At 42.7% G+C, this 18,254-nt stretch carries 20 protein-coding genes, 1 tRNA gene and 1 riboswitch; of the genes, 8 read left to right on the top strand and 13 right to left on the bottom strand.

Going from position 1 to position 18,254, the window contains the following annotated elements:
- Positions 1-20: 20 nt before the first annotated feature.
- Together MK409_RS00105 and MK409_RS00100 are read right to left on the bottom strand one after the other, a co-directional pair.
- Positions 21-656, bottom strand: a complete 636-nt coding sequence (locus MK409_RS00105) for a DUF421 domain-containing protein (RefSeq protein WP_084856080.1) — start codon at positions 654-656, stop codon at positions 21-23.
- The gene (locus tag MK409_RS00100) at positions 653-1,108 is read right to left on the bottom strand and encodes a DUF3290 family protein (RefSeq protein WP_000675332.1); all 456 of its coding nucleotides are present in this window, start codon (positions 1,106-1,108) and stop codon (positions 653-655) included. Before MK409_RS00100 ends, MK409_RS00105 begins: the two co-directional genes overlap by 4 nt.
- Positions 1,109-1,241: 133 nt before the next feature.
- On the opposite strand from MK409_RS00100, the gene MK409_RS00095 reads away from it, so the two are divergent.
- The 4 genes from MK409_RS00095 to MK409_RS00080 all read left to right on the top strand — a co-directional run bounded on the left by MK409_RS00095 (position 1,242) and on the right by MK409_RS00080 (position 4,664).
- On the top strand, positions 1,242-2,069 hold the full coding sequence (locus tag MK409_RS00095) for an exodeoxyribonuclease III (RefSeq protein WP_268704904.1): 828 nt from the start codon (positions 1,242-1,244) through the stop codon (positions 2,067-2,069).
- 11 nt (positions 2,070-2,080) lie between these two features.
- Positions 2,081-2,467 (top strand): bleomycin resistance protein, encoded by a 387-nt coding sequence (locus MK409_RS00090; RefSeq protein ID WP_268704903.1) that lies wholly within the window; start codon positions 2,081-2,083, stop codon positions 2,465-2,467.
- Between the two features lie 133 nt (positions 2,468-2,600).
- Positions 2,601-2,696: riboswitch (purine riboswitch) on the top strand.
- Between the two features lie 124 nt (positions 2,697-2,820).
- A complete protein-coding gene (locus MK409_RS00085; protein WP_268704902.1) occupies positions 2,821-3,402 on the top strand; it encodes a xanthine phosphoribosyltransferase in 582 nt (193 codons plus the stop codon).
- Complete coding sequence (locus tag MK409_RS00080; RefSeq protein WP_268704901.1) at positions 3,402-4,664, top strand: nucleobase:cation symporter-2 family protein; 1,263 nt, start codon at positions 3,402-3,404, stop codon at positions 4,662-4,664. The genes MK409_RS00085 and MK409_RS00080 overlap by 1 nt, the downstream gene beginning before the upstream one ends.
- A 32-nt stretch (positions 4,665-4,696) precedes the next feature.
- Here the strand turns inward: MK409_RS00080 and MK409_RS00075 are convergent, their stop codons facing one another.
- From MK409_RS00075 to MK409_RS00065, 3 genes are all read right to left on the bottom strand, one after another.
- A complete protein-coding gene (locus MK409_RS00075) occupies positions 4,697-5,101 on the bottom strand; it encodes a PaaI family thioesterase (protein ID WP_000651202.1) in 405 nt (134 codons plus the stop codon).
- 69 nt (positions 5,102-5,170) lie between these two features.
- Entirely contained in the window at positions 5,171-6,652 is a 1,482-nt protein-coding gene (locus MK409_RS00070) for a UDP-glucose--hexose-1-phosphate uridylyltransferase (RefSeq protein ID WP_084856072.1), read from the bottom strand.
- 18 nt (positions 6,653-6,670) lie between these two features.
- Positions 6,671-7,849, bottom strand: coding sequence for a galactokinase (locus tag MK409_RS00065; protein ID WP_268704900.1), 1,179 nt, complete (start codon positions 7,847-7,849; stop codon positions 6,671-6,673).
- Positions 7,850-8,013: 164 nt separating this feature from the next.
- Between MK409_RS00065 and galR the strand changes: the two genes are divergently transcribed.
- On the top strand, positions 8,014-9,015 hold the full coding sequence (galR, locus tag MK409_RS00060; protein WP_049479043.1) for a DNA-binding transcriptional regulator GalR: 1,002 nt from the start codon (positions 8,014-8,016) through the stop codon (positions 9,013-9,015).
- A 67-nt stretch (positions 9,016-9,082) separates the two neighbouring features.
- Here galR and MK409_RS00055 read toward each other — a convergent pair whose 3' ends face one another.
- The 3 genes from MK409_RS00055 to MK409_RS00045 form a co-directional block, all read right to left on the bottom strand.
- Positions 9,083-10,120 (bottom strand): zinc-binding dehydrogenase, encoded by a 1,038-nt coding sequence (locus tag MK409_RS00055; RefSeq protein WP_247929869.1) that lies wholly within the window; start codon positions 10,118-10,120, stop codon positions 9,083-9,085.
- Positions 10,121-10,474, bottom strand: a complete 354-nt coding sequence (gene nmlR, locus MK409_RS00050) for a stress response transcriptional regulator NmlR (protein WP_247929870.1) — start codon at positions 10,472-10,474, stop codon at positions 10,121-10,123.
- Positions 10,475-10,718: 244 nt separating this feature from the next.
- Positions 10,719-11,606, bottom strand: a complete 888-nt coding sequence (locus MK409_RS00045; protein ID WP_268704899.1) for a cation diffusion facilitator family transporter — start codon at positions 11,604-11,606, stop codon at positions 10,719-10,721.
- 132 nt (positions 11,607-11,738) lie between these two features.
- Between MK409_RS00045 and MK409_RS00040 the strand changes: the two genes are divergently transcribed.
- Positions 11,739-12,293, top strand: a complete 555-nt coding sequence (locus tag MK409_RS00040; RefSeq protein WP_042902742.1) for a TetR/AcrR family transcriptional regulator — start codon at positions 11,739-11,741, stop codon at positions 12,291-12,293.
- A 26-nt stretch (positions 12,294-12,319) separates the two neighbouring features.
- Positions 12,320-12,652: a glucuronide permease gene (locus tag MK409_RS00035; RefSeq protein WP_268704898.1), complete on the top strand. Its 333-nt coding sequence runs from the start codon at positions 12,320-12,322 to the stop codon at positions 12,650-12,652.
- Between the two features lie 90 nt (positions 12,653-12,742).
- Here MK409_RS00035 and MK409_RS00030 read toward each other — a convergent pair whose 3' ends face one another.
- The 4 genes from MK409_RS00030 to MK409_RS00015 form a co-directional block, all read right to left on the bottom strand.
- On the bottom strand, positions 12,743-14,263 hold the full coding sequence (locus MK409_RS00030; protein WP_268704897.1) for an ABC transporter permease/substrate-binding protein: 1,521 nt from the start codon (positions 14,261-14,263) through the stop codon (positions 12,743-12,745).
- Entirely contained in the window at positions 14,256-14,984 is a 729-nt protein-coding gene (locus tag MK409_RS00025) for an ABC transporter ATP-binding protein (protein WP_268704896.1), read from the bottom strand. Before MK409_RS00025 ends, MK409_RS00030 begins: the two co-directional genes overlap by 8 nt.
- Positions 14,985-15,056: 72 nt before the next feature.
- Entirely contained in the window at positions 15,057-15,500 is a 444-nt protein-coding gene (locus tag MK409_RS00020) for a MarR family winged helix-turn-helix transcriptional regulator (RefSeq protein ID WP_268704895.1), read from the bottom strand.
- A gap of 144 nt (positions 15,501-15,644) precedes the next feature.
- Positions 15,645-16,838 (bottom strand): O-antigen ligase family protein, encoded by a 1,194-nt coding sequence (locus MK409_RS00015; protein WP_268705611.1) that lies wholly within the window; start codon positions 16,836-16,838, stop codon positions 15,645-15,647.
- A gap of 277 nt (positions 16,839-17,115) precedes the next feature.
- Between MK409_RS00015 and birA the strand changes: the two genes are divergently transcribed.
- Positions 17,116-18,051 carry a bifunctional biotin--[acetyl-CoA-carboxylase] ligase/biotin operon repressor BirA gene (gene birA, locus MK409_RS00010; RefSeq protein WP_096406150.1) on the top strand — a complete coding sequence of 312 codons (936 nt, stop codon included), beginning with the start codon at positions 17,116-17,118 and terminating at the stop codon, positions 18,049-18,051.
- A gap of 82 nt (positions 18,052-18,133) precedes the next feature.
- Here birA and MK409_RS00005 read toward each other — a convergent pair.
- A tRNA-Ser gene (locus MK409_RS00005) sits at positions 18,134-18,221 on the bottom strand.
- Positions 18,222-18,254: the final 33 nt, after the last annotated feature.

The raw sequence follows: 18,254 nt of genomic DNA, 5'->3' as shown, positions 1-18,254 counted from the left end.
GCCAAGACCCCAGGTTTTTCTTATTCATAGGTTACGACTGAGACGACACCCTTGTCATACTCAGCGATAAAGATATTGGCTACATTGTCATGCCCTTGTTTGCTGAGGTTATCAAGCAACCACTCTTCGCTACGACCAATCGATTCCAAAACATCTACTTGGATCACACCGTCAGTCACAACTGGATACTTAGGATTTTCATCTCCCATTTGGACCACGATGAGTTGGCCATTTTGCTCCTGCACAGCGCATTTGACCTGTTTCATCTGGAAAATCCCTTGGCTACGAAGTTTGAGAGCAACTTCTGCTGCAGACAAACCAACTGAACGACAGGCTTCTGGGTCAATCTGCCCATTTTTGATAAGGAGAGTTGGTTTTCCATCAATCAAGCGTTTGACAAAACGAACATTGTTATTGAGCCACTTGAGGGTCAAGACCAAAATCGTCCACATCATCAAAATCACTGCGTACTGCAGAATGCTGATTGAACTATTGTAAATCACCCCACCGATGATACCACCAAGAACATAGTTCTGAATTTGGTCTGTAGCAGAGTTAGGTGCTAGATTCCCCTTTCCTGTCACATTAATAACAAAAACAAGAGAGAAAAGACCCAAGGCCAGTTTGATTAAAATTTCCATATAATTGAGTGTCATTTGTTTACCTCCACCAATTCAATAGCGTCTGTTTGATTCAATTCTAATTTCTCTAAAAGATACTTGTCTGGTTGGCTCCCGTTCATGGCGCGGTAGAAATTTGGACCTACCTTGACAAGCGCTCCATCAGTGGCTGCAGAAGTATTGACATAAACTTCTGATTTATCCACTCCCAAGTCTTTGGAAACAACCTCTATGAAATGAAGGGAGGTTTGAAATTGGTTGTTAGAGGCTTGATTGGTCTGGTATTTTGAGATTGTCACCAAAAGCATGGCCACCAAGGTCAAGGCCAAAATCATGACCAATTCCCGAAACTTAGTCCCCTTTTTATCTCGATAGGCTTTAAAAGCAAAAAATCCTGTGATAGCTAGGAGAACAATTCCAAAGCCAATCATGATGCCATTTTGCTGACTGATTTGGCTAAGTACATAGTCATATGAGTAAAATTTCATTTATTTTCACTCCCTTTCATAAAATCATTCTTAATTATAAACGAAAGAGAGTGATTTTTCAAGCCATACGTTGGGGAAATGGACCTTTTTTTGGTATAATAAAATCTATAATCTGAATGAAAAAGGTAACTTTATGAAACTCATCTCATGGAATATTGATTCCCTCAATGCTGCCCTAACTAGTGACTCAACTCGTGCCAAATTGTCCCAAGAAGTACTACAAACCTTGGTCGCTGAAAATGCTGATATTATCGCTATCCAGGAAACCAAGCTTTCTGCCAAAGGGCCTACAAAAAAACACTTGGAAATTTTAGAAGAACTCTTCCCAGGTTATGAAAACACTTGGCGTTCCTCTCAAGAACCTGCTCGCAAAGGCTACGCTGGAACCATGTTCCTTTATAAGAAAGAACTCACACCAACGATTAGCTTCCCAGAAATCGGTGCTCCTTCTACCATGGATTTGGAAGGCCGCATCATTACCTTGGAATTTGATACATTTTTCGTGACCCAAGTATACACACCAAACGCTGGTGATGGTTTGAAACGCTTGGAAGAGCGTCAAGTCTGGGATGTCAAATATGCTGAGTATTTGGCTCAACTAGACAAAGAAAAACCAGTCCTTGCGACCGGAGACTACAACGTAGCCCACAAGGAAATCGACCTTGCAAATCCTGCCAGCAACCGCCGTTCGCCTGGATTTACAGACGAGGAACGTGCTGGTTTTACCAACCTTTTGGCAACTGGATTTACTGACACTTTCCGCCATATTCACGGCGATGTCCCAGAGCGTTATACTTGGTGGGCCCAACGTAGCAAGACTTCTAAAATCAACAATACAGGCTGGAGAATCGACTACTGGCTCACTAGCAACCGCGTGGCTGACAAGGTGACCAAGTCTGACATGATTGACTCGGGTGCGCGTCAAGACCATACGCCGGTTGTATTGGAAATTGAACTTTAAGGAGAAAGCTAATGGACTATCAAGCTGTCATTCCTGAATTTGTAGTATCTGACCTCGAAAAGTCACGCCACTTCTACTGCGACTTGCTGGGATTTTCTGTCGAATACGAGCGTCCAGAGGAGAAATTTCTCTTCCTCTCGCTTGAAGACTGCCAACTTATGCTAGAAGAAGGCAGCACAGAAGAATTAGCCCAACTAACCTATCCTTTCGGGCGCGGTGTCAATATTTCCTTTGGTATTGAAGATGCCCCTCAGCTCCACCAAAAACTGCTGGAAGCTGACTATCCTATCCATCGTCCGCTGACCAAGAGAACATTTCGTGTTGGGGATCATTACATCTATCCTCACGAATTTGCAGTCTTGGATCCCGATGGCTATTTTTTAAGATTTAGCGAATAGAAGAACAAAAGGCTACAATACTTTCTAGCGTTGCAGCCTTTTATTCGTTCGCTTTTATGATCTATTTACTAACAAAATATTTGATTTATAAAGCTAATTGGTGTAAAATAAAAACATTGGCAGCAGCCTATTTAAAATTGAATATCATTTTACTTGTTTATGTCGTGAATTGGCACGACGTTTCTACAAGGTGCCGGAACACCTAACAATGAGTAAGTCTGTTGAGGGTATGTTTTTAGACATACCTATTTTGAGGGCTTGCTTATCTGTTAAGTAGGTCCTTTTTTCTAGCCCTTTTTGAGATGATAAAGGCGATAGAAAAACACAAAAGAGTTTAGACTTTAGGAGATCTTATGAAATTATTAGAAGAGCGCATTCTTCAGGATGGGCATATCTTGGGTGACAACATCCTCAAGGTAGATTCCTTTTTAACCCACCAAGTTGACTATCGTTTGATGCGGGAGATTGGTAAGGTTTTTGCGGAAAAATTCGCAACTGCTGGCATTACCAAGGTTGTAACGATTGAAGCTTCCGGGATCGCCCCAGCTGTTTTTACAGCTGCAGCCTTAGATGTTCCCATGATTTTCGCAAAGAAAGCTAAAAACATCACCATGAACGAAGGCATCTTAACTGCTGAGGTTTACTCCTTTACCAAGCAGGAGACGAGCACGGTTTCCATCGCTGGGAAATTCCTCTCACCTGAGGACAAGGTCTTGATTATCGATGATTTCCTAGCCAATGGACAAGCTGCCAAAGGCTTGATCCAAATCATCGAACAGGCCGGAGCAAAAGTCGAAGCCATCGGTATTGTTATCGAAAAATCCTTCCAGGATGGTCGTGATTTGCTCGAGAAAGCTGGCTATCCAGTTCTATCACTCGCTCGTTTGGAACGTTTTGAAAACGGTCAGGTCGTATTTAAGGAGGCAGATCTCTAATGCAAAAACAAGAAAAACACTCGCAAGCAGCCGTTCTTGGCTTACAGCACTTACTAGCCATGTACTCAGGTTCTATCCTGGTTCCTATCATGATTGCAACAGCTCTTGGCTATTCAGCTGAGCAATTGACCTACCTAATCTCCACAGATATCTTCATGTGTGGGGTGGCCACCTTCCTCCAACTCCAACTCAACAAATACTTTGGGATTGGACTACCAGTCGTTCTCGGAGTGGCCTTCCAGTCAGTCGCTCCCTTGATTATGATTGGGCAAAGTCACGGTAGCGGAGCTATGTTTGGTGCCCTTATCGTATCAGGAATCTATGTGGTTCTGATTTCAGGAATTTTTTCAAAAGTAGCCAATCTCTTCCCCTCTATCGTTACAGGCTCTGTCATTACCACGATTGGATTGACCTTAATTCCTGTCGCTATTGGAAATATGGGAAATAACGTCCCAGAGCCAACTGGTCAAAGTCTCTTGCTTGCAGCCATCACTGTTCTGATCATCCTCTTGATTAACATCTTTACCAAAGGATTTATCAAGTCGATTTCGATTTTGATTGGCTTAATCGTTGGGACTGCTATTGCCGCTACCATGCGCTTGGTAGACTTCTCTCCAGTCGCTGCGGCTCCACTCGTTCACATCCCAACTCCATTTTACTTCGGCGCTCCAACTTTTGAAATCTCCTCTATCGTCATGATGTGTATCATCGCAACGGTGTCTATGGTTGAATCCACTGGTGTTTACCTGGCCTTGTCTGATATTACCAATGACCCAATCGACAGCACGCGCCTGCGTAACGGTTACCGCGCAGAAGGTTTAGCTGTCCTTCTCGGAGGAATCTTTAACACCTTCCCTTACACAGGATTTTCACAAAACGTTGGTTTGGTTAAATTGTCTGGTATCAAGACTCGCCTGCCAATCTACTACGCGGCTGGTTTCTTAGTTCTCCTTGGACTCCTTCCTAAGTTTGGTGCCCTCGCCCAAATCATTCCAAGCCCTGTTCTTGGAGGTGCCATGCTGGTGATGTTTGGTTTTGTTTCCCTTCAAGGGATGCAAATCCTCGCCCGCGTTGACTTTGCTAACAATGAACACAACTTCCTTATCGCAGCTGTATCAATCGCTGCAGGTGTCGGACTCAATAACAGTAATCTCTTTGTCAGCATGCCGACAGCCTTCCAAATGTTCTTCTCAAACGGAATCGTCGTAGCCAGCCTACTTGCCATTGTACTCAATGCCGTATTAAATCGGAAAAAGAAATAAGAAAAAGAGGCTCACACCTCTTTTTTGTTTCTCTATATCCTTACCTGTCTGTCTTCTGACCGCTGGCCTGTGACAAACATGGTAAAGGTTGCTTTGCAGACATTTCTGCCTTCTTGATTGGTGATATCCACATCCACGACACAGGTTGTGCGTCCATGATGGACACATTCTCCTTTAATGGTCAACACGTCGTCGAGTTTTCCTGCCTTGAGGTAGTTGATAGAGGACTGGAGCGTCACTCCATCAAGCCCCAGCGAGATAACCACCAAACCACTAATCTGGTCACAAAGGGTGAAGAGATAGCCACCATGGGCATTGCTATAGTAGTTGAGCGACGAGTCCACCACTTTGGTCGTCACCACAACATGACCATCTCTCATTTTTTCAATTTCGTAATTTTCAAAGGCAGATATAGCATCAAAATGAAAATCTTTCATCGTTTCCTCCTGATAGTTCAAACGACACTATGATACTACTTTTTATAGGACTGTGCAAGGAGAAAGCTCCTAGTCTGGCAAAATTCCGACCTGTTCCACAAAGCGCATAAAGGCTGTCTGTCCTTGCTCCGTCTGCTTGTAAACTCCTGCATCCTCTAGAACGCGCGCAAAGATGGCACCCACAGAGTCCTTGACGATTTCAAGGGCTTTTTCTTTATCTGTTAGGTCTGGATGTTGGACTTTGAGTTGGTCTGCCCATTCCTGATGATAGTCTGCAACTGCTTCATCATCTCCTACAAGATAGCTTGCAACTTGCTCCACTTCTGCTTTCAAACGAGGTGGTAAGATAGCCAAGCCCATGACCTCAATCAAGCCGATATTTTCCTTCTTGATATGTTGGACATCCTTGTGGGGATGATAGATGCCATCTGGATGCTCTGCCGAAGTCTGATTGTCCCGCAAGACCAAGTCCAATTCAAACTGTCCATCACGCTTACGCGCAATCGGTGTGATAGTGTGATGCGGTCTCCCGTCTGTCTCTGCTAAAATCTGCACTTCAGAATCTGAATACTGGCGCCATTCCTGCAAAATCTTATCAGCCAAGTTGATCAAATTCTCTTTGGAATCCGAAGTCAAACGAAGCACTGACATAGGCCACTTGACAATCCCAGCCTTGACCTGTTCAAAACCAGCAAATCGGAAAGTCTTTTGCAAGGGAGCCAATTCCATAGGAAATACGTGACGGCCTCCCTGATAGTGGTCATGGGTGAGAATAGAGCCTCCCACGATTGGCAGGTCGGCATTCGAACCTGCAAAATAGCCTGGAAACTGCTCTACAATCGCCAGCAGACGCTCAAAGCTCTGACGGCTGATAGCCATGGGACGGTGCTGGCCGTCTAAGAAAATACAGTGCTCATTAAAATAAGCATAGGGCGAATACTGGAAGCCCCACTCCTGCCCAGCCATTTCAAAACGGATAATACGGTGGTTGCTTCGAGCTGGGTGGTTGACCCGACCATGGTAGCCCTCATTCTCTAGACAAAGCTGACACTGAGGATAATTGCTAGCTTGCACCAACTTGGCTGCTGCAATCTCTTTTGGATCCTTTTCAGGCTTAGAGAGATTGATGGTAATCTCTAGTTCACCGTAGTCAGACGGAACACGATAAGCAATATTCTTTGCGATAGCCTTTAGTTTGATGTAGTCATTTTTCTGACTGAGTTGGTAGAAGTCTGCAATTGCCTGCTCTGGTGACTGGGCATAGGTTGTCCAAAAGTCACGATTAACCTGGCTCGGACACGGCGTTACCAAGTCCATGAGGTCAGCACCGAGAATTTCGCGCGCAGCCAGACTATCTTCAATCGTTTCCATGCAAACGGCTTCCTCAACAAGCTGGTCCTTGAGGTCAATCAATTTATCCATATCAGTCTCAACTTCCAAAACTCCTTCGCCCACCCGTGCTAAGACACGATTGGTCAGGTAGATGCGATCCATTTCCTCAAATGAACTTTCAGCAATAACGTGTGTTACAAATTTATCTACTAAGGTCACGATAGAGCCTCCTTTTAACTAGTCAAGGACGCGAGTGCCACCTGCAACTTCAGCGATATAGAAGCTTGGAGCATATCCAACGACTTCCTCGTAGTGCTTGCCAACAGCTGCTTTAAAGGCCTCAACAGCATCTTTTTGCACCAAGGCAATGGCACAGCCACCAAAACCAGCTCCTGTCATACGAGCACCGAGAACACCTTCTTGTACCCAAGCTGCGTGAACAAGGGTATCCAATTCCAAGCCAGTTACTTCATAGTCATGTTCTAGAGAAACGTGAGAAGCATTCATCAAACGACCAAAGGTTTCCAAATCACCTGCCTGAAGAGCTGCTTGCGCTTTGAGGGTACGTTGGTTTTCAAGCACAGCATGACGAGCACGTTTCAAGCGATTTTCATCTTTAATCAGATAGCTGTATTGGTCAAAGGCCCACTCATCCAATTCACCCAAGGTCTGAATATCCAAGGCAACTTGCAATTCTTCCACAGCTTTTTCACACTCAGCACGGCGTTCATTGTACTTAGAGTCCGCCAGTTCACGACGTTTGTTGGTGTTCATGATAACAACGACATTGTCCTTCAAATCAAGTGGCACCAAGTCGTATTCTAACGTATTGGTATCTAGGTAAATGGCACGTTGGTCTGCCCCCATACCGATGGCAAATTGGTCCATGATACCAGAGTTGACTCCGATAAAGTAATTTTCTGTTTGTTTTCCGATTTTAACCAAATCCAAACGGTCTAGTTTTAAACCAAAGAGATGCTCTGCCACGACCCCTGTCAAAAGTTCCAAAGATGCTGATGAAGACAAGCCTGCACCATTTGGGATATTCCCAAAGACATAGAAATCAAACCCTTTGTCAATAACATGGCCAGCTTCCTGCAAGAAATGGAGGACCCCTTTTGGATAATTGGTCCAGCTGTGCTCTTTTTCAAATTTGAGGTCAGCAAGAGGAACTTCAATGATACCTTTGTCCTCAAAGTTGGCTGAGTAGAAACGCAAAACTTGGTCGTCACGTTTCCGAGCCACCCCATAAGTTCCCAAGGAAATAGCTGCTGGGAAAACATGTCCACCATTGTAATCCGTGTGTTCACCAATCAAATTGATACGACCTGGTGAAAAGAAAGTTTGGTCTGCTTCTTGACCAAAAACGGCAAGAAAGTCTTTGCGAAGGGCTTCAGTAGTAAGATCTTGTGTCATATGAATTCTCCTTTGACTGTCCGTTAAGTCACCTTAACGTGTAATCGTTTTCTTCTATTGTATCCAAGGGATTTACCAAGGTCAATCCTTTTTACTAAACTTTTACTAAACTATCAGTAAAAAGCAGAAAAATATGATATACTAACCTAAAAGGAGGAGGATTTATGGCTACCTTAAAAGACATTGCACAGCTAGCCTCTGTCTCTATCGCGACCGTATCTCGTGTCCTCAATCGCGACCAGAGTCTATCTGTTACAGAAGAAACCAGACACCGTATTTTAACTGTCGCTGAAGAGCTGGGCTATACTAAGCACCTCAAGACAGGCGAATCCCACAAACCCAAGCAAAAGATTGCCATTATCCAATGGGTCAGCGAACAAGGGGAGCTTGATGATCTTTACTATTATCAGATTCGTCTCGGTATTGAAAAAAGAGCCCAAGAGTTGGACTATGACATCTTGCGCTATTTTAATGACCATCCTTTTACATTAAGTGAGGAAGTGATTGGCATTCTCTGCATCGGAAAGTTCAGCCGAGCTCAGATTGCTGCATTTGAAGAATACCAAAAACCCTTGGTCTTTCTAGACAGTGATACCCTCTCACTAGGTCATACCTGTATTATCACTGACTTTTACACTGCTGTGAAACAAGTTGTAGACCATTTCCTCGGTCAGGGACTGGATCGGATTAGCATTCTAACAGGCCTTGAGGAAACAACCGACCAGGAAGAAATTATTCAGGATAAGCGGCTAGAAAATTTCAAAGATATTACCCAAGCAAAAGGAATCTACCATGAAGAACTGGTCTTTCAGGGAAGCTTTACTGCCCAGTCTGGCTATGACTTGATGAAGGAGGCCATTCACAAGCTAGGAGAACAACTCCCACCAGCCTTTTTCGCAGCTAGCGATAGTTTAGCCATCGGCGCCCTCCGTGCCCTCCAAGAAGCTGGAATCAGCCTACCAGACCGCGTCAGCCTCATTTCTTTTAACGACACTAGCCTGACCAAGCAGGTCTATCCCCCCCTCTCCAGTATCACTGTCTATACCGAGGAAATGGGCCGAGCAGGGATGGATATTCTTAACAAGGAAGTTCTACACGGTCGCAAAATCCCTAGCCTAACCATGCTGGGAACCAGACTAACTTTGAGAGAAAGTACGCTGCCATAACTCAACAAATATACCAACGCAAAAAATCCTAATAGGGAGTCCCAAATCTCCATTAGGATTTTCATTGTTAATCCATCACAATCATAGACTTAATGGTCTTGCGTTCATCCATATCTTTATAAGCCTGGTCAATATCTTCCAATTTATAACTTGATGTAAAGACACGGCCTGGATTGATGTCTCCATCAAGAATCGCTTTTAACAAAACTTGTTTGTCATAAGTAGTAACTGAGGCTGCTCCACCTGCCACTGAAATATTTTGAGCAAAGGTAGAACCGAGCGCACGGTTATTGTAATGAGGAACACCAACGAAGCCTAAACGTCCACCATTGTGAAGTACTCCAAGAGCTTGATCTACGGCTGCTTCAGTCCCAACACATTCAAGGGCTGCATCTGCTCCACCACCAAGGATTTCACGGACTTTGGCAATTCCCTCTTCGCCACGTTCAGCCACAACAGCTGTCGCACCTGATTCCAAGGCCATCTTTTGGCGATCTTCATGACGACTCATAAGGACAATTTGAGAAGCTCCACGCATCTTAGCTGCAATGACAGCGCATTGCCCAACAGCCCCGTCACCAATCACCACAACCTTATCCCCTTTTTGCACATTAGCAACACGCGCTGCATGATAGCCAGTCGGCATGACATCAGCCAGTGTTAGGAGAGATTTGAGCATTCCTTCTGTGTAATCAGAGGGTTGACCTGGGATTTTAACCAGCGCCCAGTTGGCATAGTGGAAACGGATATACTCAGCTTGGACACCACCTGACCAGTTGGTTCCAATATGGCGGTCACAAGTCCCATCATAGCCAGCACGGCAGGCGTCACACTCACCACAGCCATGGGTGAAAGGCGCAATGACAAAATCTCCTGGTTTAACCGTTGTAATAGCATCTCCGATTTCTTCGACAATCCCGATTGCCTCGTGACCACTATTTTGATGCCCCTTTTCAATGTCTGGATTGCGGTAGCTCCATAAATCAGAACCACAGACACAGGTACGCACAATACGGAGAATGACATCATCCGGCGCCTCGATCTGCGGACGCTCCACTTCTACTAGACCAACTTGGCCAGCTTTTGTATATACTGCTGATTTCATTTAAAATTTTCCTTCCTTGTAAAGTTTAATTTTGAGATTTAAGCGATTTAATGCCGTCTGTAACTGAGACAAGCGCTCCTCTAATTTTTTCTTTTCGTCTTCTAAAATACCAAGCCTTTCCTCTCTCGTTTCATCCCCCTTTTGGAAGAGCGACATATAGTCAACTAAACTGTCTACAGAGACACCCGCCGAACGGAAACACTTAATAAATTCCAGCGCTTCTATATCCTGATCTTGAAAGTCACGAATTCCAGTCGCGGTTCGAGTAATCGGTGGCACAAGACCAACTCGCTCATAATACCGAATCGTATCCGCTGAAATTCCCAATAAGTCGCTGGCAGATTTAATATTCATATACTAGCCTCCTTTCATTATCTTCACTGAATTTAAGCAACTATAACTCATTCATCTTATTATACAACTTTGAGTTGACTCCAAGTCAAACATTTTGTATCTAATCGAAAAATTCTTTAAATTACCAAACATCTAAGTAAAGTTTATACAGAGCCTTATAGGATCAAACTTTTAAGATATTTAAACAGGAAAGAAAATACTCTATTTCAAATAACATAGGGGCTTAATCATTCTTTACTTTTTACTAATGATGCCCATGCTTCTGCTCTAACTCTCTCACCCTCCGCTTATGTTGCGCATGATTACTTTGACTGCTATCCACTTCAATAGTGATATTCTGCACGCCTCTTTCTTCTAAAAATTGACGCACCACTTCTTTGGTTTCCATCATCTGTTCCCAGTCCTTAATACAAATGTGGACAATAGCATTATTCTCTAGACCGTCCATGGACCAAATGCTAAGTTGATTGACACTTTTGACATTGATCAGAGCCTCCAAATCCTTCTCCAAATCCCCTGTCTCTACTTCTTCTGGCACAGCATCTAGGAAAATCTTCAGTGCGCTCCAAAAGCGAGGAATGGCTTTCGACAGAATAAAGATAGAAATAACCAGCGATAAAAGCGGATCGAGGATATACCAATCTGTAAATCGGAGGATAATCGCCATTAGGATGACAGCCAACCAACCAAGAGTGTCTTCCAAAAAATGCAAGCTAAGAATTGACTCGTTCTTTGTCTTTCCTTTACGAACTACCAGACTTGCTAGCACATTGATAGCTACTGCAATGATTCCCAGCCAGAGGATACCTTTCTCATTAACGGGTTGCGGATGAGCAATCTTCGTGATATTTTCCAAAATCACTAGGACAGACCCTATCATAAGAATCACAGCCGTTAGCATGGCCCCTAAAAGACTAAAACGTTTGTAACCCAAGGTGTACTGCCTATCTTCCTCACGGTTTGAGATTGTTTCTAAAAGGGCTGAGATACCAATGGCTAGAGCATCTCCCAAGTCATGAACAGAATCAGCAAGAACTGCACTCGAACCAAAGATTCCTCCTGCTATAAACTCAACAATCGCATAGCTTAAATTTAAGAAAAAAGCTAACCAGATAGATGTTTTAGAACTCATTTCTCTCCCTCCTTTGGTATAATGGGTATATACATACTTCTTTCATTTGTATTATCTAATAAAATTCAAAGAAAGGATAGAAGCAAACTGTAAACTATGTTCAGTTCTGAACAGTTTGTCTCAAGTGTCTATATGCCAAAAAGAGACCGTCGGGTTAGTAAGACGAAAAAAGCTATCTATCAAGCTTTTTTACAACTTTTGAACGACAAGGGCTATGATGCCACTACTGTCCAGGATATCATTGACCTAGCAGATGTTGGACGTTCTACTTTTTACTGTCACTATGAAAGTAAGGAACTCCTTTTAGATGAGCTCTGTCGCTACCTCTTTCATCATCTCTTTGAAAGGGAAGGACACTTTACGACCAAGGATTACCTCGCACATATCTTTTTACATTTTCAGAAAAACCAGGACCATGTCACCAGTCTCCTTTTTTCTAAAAACGACTACTTCCTCCGCCAACTACACAAGGAACTCGAACACCACGTTTATCCCATGGTGGCGGATGACTTGCAAGAGGCCTATCCAAACATTCCGGCCTCCTACCTCCAGCATTTTGTTGTGACGAACTTTATCGAGACCCTAACTTGGTGGCTAAAAAAAGGAAAATCTTATACCGAAGAGCAAGTGGTGAGATTTTACCTTGATGTAATGGAGATGACCTCTACAACTCCACTTGATAACTAAGCCTGAAACTCAGAAAGGAACCAACTATGTTAACTTCGATGATTCTAGGAATACTAACAATTGTACTAGCTCTCGCCTTCTCATTGCTTCACCTTGCTGCTGCCTTTTCAGCCATGAAACAAAAGAACTACAGTTTGGGAAACAAGTGTATCTTGGTCGGCAGTTGTCTCACCTCTTTGGCTCTAGCTATCTTTTACTTCGTCCCACTTGCAACCATTCTTCTATGGATTGTGGGCTCGAGTATCGTCTGCTATGGTGCCTACTGGAATGGTCGCCAAAAAGGCTCTCTCACCATATCGCATCATATTGTAAGGGTAGCACTAGCAGTTTTAATTACGCTCCTCTTTATCTTACTCTAACATTAAAAATCCCATCTCGAATTATAGACGAGATGGGATTTTGTCTGCTAAAGAAGGGAGCTAGTGACTACCACTGACTTTCCTTTCCTGTTATTTCTTCAACAAACCTTGTTCTTGTAGAAATTCTTTGGCTACTTGTTCTGCTGACTTGCCTTCAACACCGACTTGGTAGTTGAGCTGGCTCATCTGGCTTTCAGTAATTTTACCAGCCAATTTATTGAGAACTGTCTCCAACTCAGGATGTTTCTTGAGAAGAGTTTCTTTCATCAGAGGGGCCCCTTGGTAAGGTGGGAAGAGTTGCTTGTCATCTTCCAAGACCTGTAAATCATAACGCGCCAATTCCGCATCGGTCGAGTAGGCGTCTGTGATTTGAATATCGCCCGACTGAATTGCCTGATAGCGAAGAGCTGGCTCCATGGTCGCTACGTTGAGATTGAGACCATACATTGATTGCAAGCCCTTATTTCCATCCTCACGGTCATTAAATTCTAGTGTAAAGCCTGCTTTGAGCTTCCCTTCTACTTTTTTCAAGTCAGAGATGGTCTTCAAACCATATTCTTGAGCAATCTTTTTCGGAACAGCTACAGCGTAGGTATTTTGATAAGACATAGGTTTGAGATAGGCTAGTTGATCCTGCTTGGCAATGCCATCACGCGCCACTTGATAAACCTGCTCTGGCTCATGACCTACTTTAGGTGCTGGTTGAAGCAAACTTTCAGTCACCGTACCAGTAAATTCAGGATAGATATCAATATCCCCTTTTTTCAGAGCTTCATAGAGGAAGCTTGTTTTCCCAAAATTCGGTTTAACAGTCGCAGTCATACTGGTATTTTCTTCAATCAAGAGTTTATACATATTTGCCAAAATTTCTGGTTCCGGTCCCAATTTCCCAGCGATCACTAAGTTCTCTTTCTCTTTTTGGGCTAATAGAGCTGGACTATAAGACAGACCGAGCAAGATTGTCACCAAGGCAAAACCAGAGAAAATCGTCCGCAATTTCGCTTTTTCCATCACTTTTAGCAGGAAGTTAAAGGCAATAGCAAGCACTGCAGAAGAAAGGGCCCCAATCAAAATCAGACTGGCATTATTACGGTCGATTCCTAGAAGGATAAAAGATCCCAGCCCCCCTGCCCCAATCAAGGCTGCCAGAGTTGCCGTACCGATAATCAAGACCGCTGCTGTCCGAATACCTGACATCATAACAGGCATGGCAAGTGGAATTTCGAATTTCTTGAGACGTTCCCATCTGGTCATCCCAAAGGCAATCCCAGCCTCCTGCAGACTTGGATCAATTCCCTTTAACCCCGTGATGGTATTTTGCAAAATCGGGAAAATCGCATAAATCACTAGTGCTGTCAAAGCAGGCAAGGTTCCAATTCCCATCAAGGGGATAAAGAGTCCCAACAAGGCCAGAGACGGGATAGTCTGGAAAATCCCTGCAATCTGCAAGACCCAGTCCGCCAACTTCTCATGATAGCGAAGATAAACAGCCAAGGGAATCGCAATAAAAATAGCTAGTAATAAGGTCAAAAGTGACAACTGCAAATGTTGAGATAGAGCTGTTACCCAATCACCAAAACGATCCTGAAAAGTTGATATCAAATTAGCCATGAGCACCACCTCCAAACAAGTCTGCTACAAAATCTGTGGCAGGAGCTTTTAAAATAGTCTCGGGATTCGCCACCTGACGAATCTCTCCATCCTGCAAGACAGCAATACGGTCCGCCAATTTCAAAGCTTCATCCGTATCATGGGTCACAAAAATCGTTGTCATCCCAAATTCTTTATGTAATTCTTTCGTCAGAACCTGTAGCTGTTTTCTCGAAATAGCATCCAAGGCCGAAAAGGGCTCATCCATGAGGAGAATCTTAGGCTGACCAATCATAGCACGAACAATACCAACCCGTTGCTGTTCCCCACCAGATAATTCACTTGGAAGTCGATGCCCATACTCAGCCACTGGTAAACCAACCTTAGCTAAAAGCTCTTCTGTTTTCTGAGCAATTTCTTCCTTAGTCCACCCCTTCATCTCAGGAATGAGAGCAATATTTTCCGCAACCGTTAGATTGGGAAACAGAGCAATGGCCTGTAAAACATAACCAGTAGAAAGACGAAGTTCACGCTCATCATAGCCTTTGATGCGCTTGCCATCCATATAAATATTTCCATCAGTTGGCTCCAAGAGACGGTTAATCATCTTGATCATGGTCGTCTTACCAGACCCAGAAGGCCCAACTAAAACCATGAACTCCCCATTCTCAATCCGTAAATTGACATCTCTCAAAACATATTTTTCTGTGTAGCGTAGCGCTACATTTTTGTATTCAATCATTTTTTGTCCTCAATTTAAAATTTTCCTCGGTTGGTCAAGTTACCAAACTTTTAATAACTAATTTACCCCATTCTAAACCTCATTTGCTTTTTCTTTCAAATTTTCTAAAATACGTTCCTGATAATTTTCAAACTGGCGAATTTCTTCCTCTGAGAAGCCTTTATAAAAAATTGTATCCAATTTTTGACTAACACGACGGCCAACTTCTTTCTGGCACCAACCTTGCTCTGTCAACTTGACATATTTCTTTCGTTTATCTATTCCACATGGGCTAATGATGACCAGATTTTGCTCCTCAAGTTTCTTAATCATGCTTGTCAGCGTATTATTGGTCAATCCTGTCGCAAGTGCAATATCTGTCGCGGTTGCACAGCCAGTTTCACTATTCCATAAAACCGCTAAAATCTTTCCCTGTTCACTCCGATAAAGAGCCTCAGGATCCTGACTCAGTAACTTTTGAAAAATCCGCCCATTCAACAAACGAATATGATGGGCTACCAAATGACTATCTTTCATGACTTCTCCAATTTATTTCTATATAGAATTGTTTTTATTGTAACACCTGTTGTTCTATCTGTCAACTATTTCGACTTAGAAATAATTTCCACCAAACAAAAAAGACCTCCTACCTAAAGTAGAAGATCTTCAATCGTTATAAACTTAGTCGGTCATGTCCGCTACTAAGGTACGATGCTCCAACGGTAAACTGCACATAACCAATAAGAAGATGAATCCTGACTGAACCCAGAAGAGAGCCAGGTCAAAAATTCCATGTACAGCGACTACTGTAAGGAAGGAGAGATAAAGACCGATAATTGGTCGTTTACCCGACTCCTGACTCATATCCATCATCATGTGAACTGGGATAACCGAAGAAATGGATAGGAGAATGGTTCCAATCAATCCATAACTTAAAATAGTATCGATGTAAAGACTATGCGCGTGTTCGTGATAAGGAGCATGGATTCTAGGATAAGAATTCATATAGGTCAATGGACCTTCACCCCAAATCGGATTTTGTTTAAACAAAGCCATACCCGCATTCCATATCGAAACTCGCTCCTCCATTGAAGAATCTAGCGTTCCCATACGGACACCCAAATCGCTTGAGAAGAGGAAACAAAGGCCAATCCCAAAAACTCCAATACTGAGCCAGAAGGCGCGCCAGTTTTTAATGGTTGTAAAGAGATAAATGATGGCACCCGCTATAATAGCAGGGAAGGCTGTTCGATTTTGCGTGAAATTTAAACCAAAAAGATTTACAAAACCTGCTATCACACAAAAAATTTTTAACCATCTTAGCTTTGTCGTCGTAAAGAGGTAAAAAGCTATCATGATACAGAAGCAACAGATAATCCCATAGTAGTTAGGATTGAAGAAGGTCACCTCTGCACGGTTTTGGTGCCATACTTGCATATTTGGTGAAAGAAAGGCATAGTTAAATTTCTTTACAATTTGGAAATGCTCCAAAGTAGCAAAAGCGGCAGAGACAACACTACCAAACAAAACCGTCTGGAGTATCAGTCGAAAGAAAGCATGCGTCAGACGCTTCTGGTAAAAACTAAAGAAAATAAGAAATAGGAGCATCAGGAAAGATGCTGCTAGACCAAGCCAGTTCTTGGCGACGATGGAAATGATACTACTGTAGGCAATAAAAAAGAGAAGTACAGGATGTTTGGCTAATCCTTTGATAATTCCCTTCATCTCCCCAGTAACAAGTAAACCTATCAAATATAAAGCAAAGAGTGCTAAGAACAAATAAAAAGGTAAAAAGATACTCATGATCATCAAATACAAAAAGAAATCTTTTTTTGAAAGCCCTCTTATCTTATCCAGTAATCCAATTGATTTCAAAACGGATCCTTTCTGTTCTGGATTTCTCCAGAAGATAAATGCTAAACTATCTTTATATTCTACCATTTTTTCCGTCATTTGGGAACAATGAACACGCTATCAAAAAGAAAAAACTTTTACGGAAGTATCAAAGTATACTCTGTTATATTCAAAGACATTCCAGTCCAGTAGTTGCTAGAGAAAAAGAAGGAAACTTCTAAAAAAGGAAAAGCTATGGTAGAATATAATAAAGTTGAAAATAACTACTATATGAACGACAGTTAAAAAGGAAAAATCTATGAAATCACACCAACTAGTCTACCAAATACTAACCAGAGAAAACGACTATGTCAGCGGAGAAAAAATTGGCGAAGAACTGAATCTAAGTCGGACATCCATATGGAAAGCAATCCAACGCCTCCAACAAGAAGGGCTAGAAATTGACAGTATCAAAAATAGAGGATACAAGCTTATTCAAGGCGATCTGATATTGCCTGATTTGATTCAGGAGAAAAGCAACTTAACCATTCGCTACAAACCTGAGACCAAATCAACACAAACAGATGCAAAAGAAGGGATTGAAGCTGGAAACAAAGGAAATACACTCTATCTTTCAACCTGTCAAACAGCAGGTCGTGGCCGCTTTCAGCGTCCCTACTATTCTCCATCTCAGGGGGGGATCTATATGTCCCTGCATATTCAACCCAATCTTCCCTATGAAAAACTCCCTTCCTATACCCTCCTTGTAGCTGCTGCAGTCTACAAAGCCATTAAAAATCTAACTATGATAGAAGTATATATCAAATGGGTAAATGACATCTACTTTAAAAATAAAAAAATGGCAGGTATTCTTACCGAAGCAATGACATCAGTTGAGACAGGCTTAGTTACAGATGTCATTATCGGACTTGGTATAAATTTTTCTATAGAAGACTTTCCAGAAGAACTAAAAGAAAAAGCAGGTAGCCTATTTATGCCACCTGCACCAATTAGTCGTAATGAGCTCATCAGCGAAATATGGAATTGTTTCTACAATACGGATCCAGACGAGCTATTCTATTTCTATAAAGAGAGATCAATCGTACTGGGAAAGGAAATCACCTTCCAGCGAAATGGACAAAATGAAAAGGGAATTGCAAAAGACATCTCAAACACCGGTCAACTTCAAGTCGAACTAGAAGACAAAAAAAACATTTGGCTAAATAGTGGAGAGGTTTCCCTAACAAGTTGGTAATTAAAAATCCCCCTCTTATAAACTAAGAGGGGATAATTTATCTTACAAAGGCAACAAAAAAAGAGTTATCACTCTTAAATTACGGAGAATGGGGGATTCGAACCCCCGCGCCAGTTACCCGACCTAACGATTTAGCAAACCGTCCTCTTCAGCCTCTTGAGTAATTCTCCTATTAATGGGCACGAGTGGACTCGAACCACCGA

It is taken from the genome of Streptococcus oralis (assembly GCF_026782375.1).
Classification (GTDB): Bacteria; Bacillota; Bacilli; order Lactobacillales; family Streptococcaceae; genus Streptococcus; species Streptococcus oralis_CL.
The sequence above is the reverse complement of the archived record's forward strand: the minus strand, read 5'-3'. Positions and strand labels throughout refer to the sequence as shown.